General features: G+C 61.1%; 6 protein-coding genes. 4 read left to right on the top strand and 2 right to left on the bottom strand.

What is annotated here, in order from left to right:
- Positions 1-75: 75 nt before the first annotated feature.
- Positions 76-507: an NUDIX domain-containing protein gene (locus CcI156_RS23420; protein ID WP_011436946.1), complete on the bottom strand. Its 432-nt coding sequence runs from the start codon at positions 505-507 to the stop codon at positions 76-78.
- Between the two features lie 302 nt (positions 508-809).
- Here CcI156_RS23420 and CcI156_RS23415 point away from each other — a divergent pair, with 302 nt between their 5' ends.
- The 4 genes from CcI156_RS23415 (at position 810) to CcI156_RS25315 (ending at position 3,115) form a co-directional block, all read left to right on the top strand.
- Entirely contained in the window at positions 810-1,175 is a 366-nt protein-coding gene (locus CcI156_RS23415) for a hypothetical protein (protein ID WP_139341601.1), read from the top strand.
- Positions 1,172-1,885, top strand: a complete 714-nt coding sequence (locus CcI156_RS23410; RefSeq protein WP_076808299.1) for a hypothetical protein — start codon at positions 1,172-1,174, stop codon at positions 1,883-1,885. Before CcI156_RS23415 ends, CcI156_RS23410 begins: the two co-directional genes overlap by 4 nt.
- Positions 1,886-2,103: 218 nt before the next feature.
- Complete coding sequence (locus CcI156_RS23405; protein ID WP_023842236.1) at positions 2,104-2,427, top strand: hypothetical protein; 324 nt, start codon at positions 2,104-2,106, stop codon at positions 2,425-2,427.
- A gap of 253 nt (positions 2,428-2,680) precedes the next feature.
- Positions 2,681-3,115 (top strand): hypothetical protein, encoded by a 435-nt coding sequence (locus CcI156_RS25315; protein WP_139341600.1) that lies wholly within the window; start codon positions 2,681-2,683, stop codon positions 3,113-3,115.
- A gap of 51 nt (positions 3,116-3,166) precedes the next feature.
- Here CcI156_RS25315 and CcI156_RS23400 read toward each other — a convergent pair.
- Positions 3,167-3,552: transposase (locus CcI156_RS23400; protein ID WP_139341599.1), on the bottom strand; the 386-nt coding region annotated here is incomplete at its 5' end.

Genomic DNA, 3,552 nt, shown 5'->3' with positions numbered 1-3,552 from the left:
GGCTCACTGTCCAGAGAGAGGCGGCGGCCAGGTAGCTGACGCAGACCACCGGCCCCGGGTGTGGCCCGGCCACGGCTACCAGCCGAAGACGGAGAAGGACCGGCCCGCGGCGATGTCTTCCAGCGCCGCCCGGCAGTAGGCGATCATGTGGTCCGGCAGGGCATCCAGTGGGAACCAGGCCAGTTCGCTGCACTTCTCCGGCTCCCGGTTCACCGGTTCGCCGTCCCACTCCCGGACGATGAAGAAGAAGGCGGCCCGGCCGCCGCCGGAAGAGTTGTGCATGATGTGCGCGAACTCCACCGCCTCCGGCTGGATCGTCACCCCGATTTCCTCTTTGGCCTCCCGAATGAGGGCCGTGACCACGGACTCTCCCGCCTCCAGGTGGCCGGAGGGCAGGTGGTACGCACCGTCCTCGTAGCCGGTGTTCTGGCGACGGCCGAACAGGGCTTCGTTGTTTCGGAGCAAGATTAGATGAACATCAGTAGTAACCTGATGGCGAGCAGGCATGGGCCGATCTCCTTTGATCTGGTGCGCTGCTGGGGCTGTTGTCTATTTTAGCGGGAAAGCCGCTCATTAGTAATCCGCGGCACCGGCGTTTTCCGTGGCGCTCCCTCAGGTGATCTCTGACGCACGCCCCTGCCCTACGCCCCTCCCGTGCTCCGGCTACACGCTTGAAAGAAGTACAGCGAAGTTGCACCACCCTGGCAGCGCGCCCGTCCCGCTGGTGCGCCCGCCCTGAACAGTGTGCCACCGGCTGATTACACCTTGACAACCTKATATTGCTAGAGCCGGGCATGGAGGAACCAACCATGTCCGATGATCGAAATGCAACATGCGAAAACCGTATTGACGCCCAGCTTTTGAGCCTGGAGCGCTGGTACAGGAGAAGATACAAACGCCTGGAGAAGGCGCAACGGGCAAACGACGACGCCCGCGAGGAGGAGCTACACGAGGAACTGGAGCCGCTGGCGGTGTCGGCGCGGCGGCTCGTGCKGGTGGAGTTCTTTTGGGGTGGCCCCTCAGCGCATATGGATGCGGAGGTGGACAACGGCCAGGTAGTGGCCGCCACGTTCCACTTCCTGGACTGGTTCGACGGCGCGTCCCGCTCCATCGACGAGAATTCCAACCCCGCCCTATTGCGGCTGGCCGAGGAAATGGCGGAGGTGGCGCTATGAGCCACTTTCTGCTTGGCGTCATTCTCCCCGACCATATCGAAACCGAGGATGCGGAAAGCTACCTACACGAGGTCATGGAGCCGTACGACGAAGATATAGTGGTGGACGCCTACAACAGACCTTGCGGATGCGGAACCAGGCGGGCGGACAATATGGCTTCTGAGATCGCGACGGAGAAGACCGGCCTGACGTGGGAGATGTTACGCAACACATTCCACGAGCGTSCGCGCGAAGATCACTCCGAAGAAGCATGGCTCAAGCGCACCCAGCCCTTGAGGGAGGCAGAGAAACAGGCGCTCGCAGGGCTGACCATAAAGCCAGACCCCGATTGCGACAACTGCCAGGGTTCTGGAACGTACCCCAGCACCTACAACCCGAAAAGTAAATGGGACTGGTGGTGTATTGGTGGCCGCTGGGATGGGCTGATAACGGGATTGACCACCGAAAGCGAAGACGACGGCTTGAATTTCGAGCAAAGTCACGAGAGCATCGAAAACAACGTGACGGACGTAAAGAACCTGACGTCCGATACCATGCCGTTTGCGTTTATCCTGCCTGATGGTGAGTGGATTCAGCAGGGGCAGATGGGATGGTGGGGCATCGTCACGAGGGAAGATGTGCCGAGGGAGGAGTGGCGTACCAACCGCCTGGAGGACATCCAAACACGCTACGGCGGCCAGCGCGTCGTAGCAGTTGACTGCCACATATAAGCACGAAAAACGGCGACCCGTCTGCAAACGGAGCGCCGTTACGAACAAGAACAACTGAGAACTAACCTGGCTCTAGCGTATCGGGTATCAAAAGAAACGTCAATGAGCSCAATGCCATCCCTCCCCTTACAAGTCAAGGGGAGTACGCCCGCCGTGGGCAAGCGAGGCCGGATATTCTATCTTGAAGTGCGCAGTAAATAGAGGCATACTAGGAAACGATGAACGATGAAGCAATCCGGCAATTAACTAAGCATCTCGATAAGCGCTTTGATGAGTTGCAGGCTGATACGAACCGCCGCTTTGAGCATATGGCGAAGTCCATAGACGTGCTGACCGGCGATGTAGCACGTCTGGCCGGTGTTATCCAAGCGCGGGAAGACAAGTTTGGCGACCTCCTGGCGGCCATGGATGGCTACGTGTTGCGGGCTGAGCATACGGCGGCGGATGTGGCGGGGCTGGAACGCAGGACGGATGTGCTAGAGAAATGGGTGACGGCCATCGGTAGGAAAACCGGCGTAACGCTGAACGTGGTGGAGCCGTGAACATATTTGTTGTTCAGGCTGCGTCCGCCCGTCCGCGCCGGCGACCGGAGGGAGGCGGAGCGGGTCGCCGCGGAGCGGCGCTTGAGCGACGTAGACAAGGTTTGCACCCGTAGTACCCGCCTCACCTGGGGCGGCCTGCCGTATGCTGGTTCGACTACCGATGAAAAAGTCGGTGCAGGAGTAAGGAGTAGCCAGAATRAGCACCGACGAACACGACGAGGAAGATCCCGCACTTGAGATTGCGTCCAAAGATATGGATCGCCTCAGCGAAATCGTGTTGCGGGTGCCGCCCGGCGTCTACACGGGAATGAATGAGCAGCTTTCTCGAATGATGCGAGACGCCCTGGCGGTCAATAACTCCTCAATATCGAAAATTGCCGCACAGCTGGCTGGATCAACCGTGCCATATGAAGCAATCATCAAAGAACTTGGAGCCACCAGCTCCTTGGCAAAGATTGCCTCCATGGATCTGGCTGGCGCACGGCTTGCGGGAGTCCTGACCCAGAGCCTGAGTTCTTCGTATCTCTCGGAGACGATTGCCGCTGCCAATAAGCTGAGCGCCAGAAATCTACTGGGTCCGATGTTCACTGACCTTGAGAAGTCGCTCGTTAAGGCCGCCGAGCGTTCGCTGATTGCGGTTCCACCGCCTAATTTCTTGTACGTATTCGGAAATCCCGTTGGGGCATGATCGTGGGCGGCGTGACCGTGGGGCACTCCGCTGGGGTCTCGGGGGTCGGGGTCAGCCGGGAGGCTGTTGCCAGGTGGTGAGGTCCTCGGGGCTGGCGGCCCAGGGCAGGAACCGGTCGAGGTCGGCGCCGGTCGGCGGCTTGCCGCCGGCCCGGCCGCAGGCGTCGAGGTAGTTCTCCAGGTAGGTCAGCAGGTTCAGGTTGTGCATCGCGGCGGTCGCGGTGAYCGTGAAGATCGTGGCGGCGTGGCGGGCGGTGTCCTCGGTGYGGGAGCCGCCGGCGTTGCRCCGGGTCACGACCGGGCCCCTGATCGCCCTTTCCGCCGGGTTGTTGTCCATGCCGATCATGGGGTAGTCGCGGTGGGCGACCAGCCCGTCCCATTCCCGGTCCAGGGTCGCGAGCGCCTTGCGCGCGGGTTCCTGCAGGCCGGGCGAGGCCG

It is taken from the genome of Frankia sp. CcI156 (assembly GCF_001983015.1).
GTDB classification, from domain to species: Bacteria; Actinomycetota; Actinomycetes; order Frankiales; family Frankiaceae; genus Frankia; species Frankia casuarinae.
This window is presented reverse-complemented; position numbering and strand designations above follow the sequence as displayed.